This is a genomic window from Methylibium sp. T29 (genome assembly GCF_000576205.1).
GTDB lineage: Bacteria > Pseudomonadota > Gammaproteobacteria > Burkholderiales > Burkholderiaceae_C > Methylibium > Methylibium petroleiphilum.
Window position 1 is genome coordinate 1 of the sequence record NZ_AZND01000479.1, and the last position, 1,413, is coordinate 1,413.

1 protein-coding gene and 1 pseudogene are annotated in these 1,413 nt (G+C 67.3%); both read right to left on the reverse strand.

Features of this window, described 5'->3' with window-relative positions; translation table 11 throughout:
• Positions 1 to 204: 204 nt before the first annotated feature.
• Complete coding sequence (locus x551_RS22180; protein ID WP_036236700.1) at positions 205 to 1,020, reverse strand: hypothetical protein; 816 nt, start codon at positions 1,018 to 1,020, stop codon at positions 205 to 207.
• A 143-nt stretch (positions 1,021 to 1,163) separates the two neighbouring features.
• Positions 1,164 to 1,413: pseudogene (locus x551_RS26055) on the reverse strand (ACP S-malonyltransferase); the annotation flags it as partial.

The following is a 1,413-nucleotide window of genomic DNA, read 5'->3' on the forward strand; positions in this document are numbered from 1 at the left end:
GGGGCGGGGGGGTGGGGCTTCGTCGGGGCGGGGGCGTGCTGGCATCTTGCTGCTCTTCTATGGATCGGCCGCTGTGACCGCGCCCCCGCGGTCGACAGTCGATCTCCGGGCGCGGCACCCGCATCGATCGGGTCGGCGGCACGGGGGCCGCAGGCGGTGCGATCGACGCGCCGCCGCAGTGTAGAGCCAGCCGTCGGCCCGGCCCTACAGGGCCATCGCGCGCCGCTCGTCGTTCTCGAGGATCGGCCCGTCGAGCGTGACGCGCGTGTTCTGCACGTCGGAGGTGCGGAAGCGCGCGATGATGGGCCGCAGCTCCTCCTTCACGTGCTTGTCGCTGTAGCCGTTGAACAGGTGGCCGAACAGGCCGCGCCGCAGGTCGCTGGTGCCCATCAGGTAGTCGGCGATCGGGTACGACAGGTTCATGTTGTACTTCATCATGATCCCCTGGTTGTGGTGCGCGGTGTGGTGGCGCCGGATCGTGTTGATGAAGGGCATGTTGTGCACGAACCAGTTGTCGTGCACGTGGCAGCAGTAGTGGAAGATCTCGTAGTTGAGGTACATCGCCACCATCGTGATGAAGACGATGTAGCCCGCATTGGCGTTCCACACCAGGCTGGTCAGGAAGCCCAGCGTCGTGCCACCGATGCCCAGCACCGTGAGCACGCGCCACGGGAAGAACACGATGCGGAACTCGCGCACCGTGTCGATGGTGGGCTCGTTGTCGGTGAAGTACTGGTGGTGCTCGCGGGTGTGGCGCTCGTAGATCGCGCGCAGCGCGAACACGTCGATGCGCCGGTGCATCACGTAGGTGTGCATGGCCCACTCGACGAAATTGCCGAACAGGAACACCGGCGCGACCATCAGCCATTCCCAGGTGGGGTTCTGCAGCTGCGTGGCGCAGTACCAGATGCCGCCGATGCCGGCGGCGAACATCACCGCGACGTGCAGCAGGCCGTTGTAGAGCGGGCTGATGTTGGACTTGTACTGTTCACGGAACTTGCGTTGACGTTCGGTCATCATGGCGGGTCTCCGATTGTCGGTATGGTACTAATATATTAGTTGCCGACAAAGAGTCCGTCAAGCCCTCCGGACTCGGGGTTTCACCGGGGCTGGCGGACGCGGTCGGAGGGGCGGTGTGGCGAAGGCGGCGGGTCGCCGCCGCCTCAGGCGTCGAGCCGGGCCCGCAGCCAGTCGGCCACGCCGCGCCAGGAGCGGAAATCGGCGACCGAGCGCACATCGATGTCGGGCTGCGCCTCGGCCAGCAGCTTGGCCAGCGAGCGGCCGGGGCCGAGTTCCAGCACCACCCGAACGCCGCTCTCGGACAGCTCGCGCATGCAGTCGGCCCAGCGCACCGGCTCGGCGATCGCGCGGGCCAGCGCGGCCAGGCCGCCTGCCGCGTCGAAGCAGCGTCGC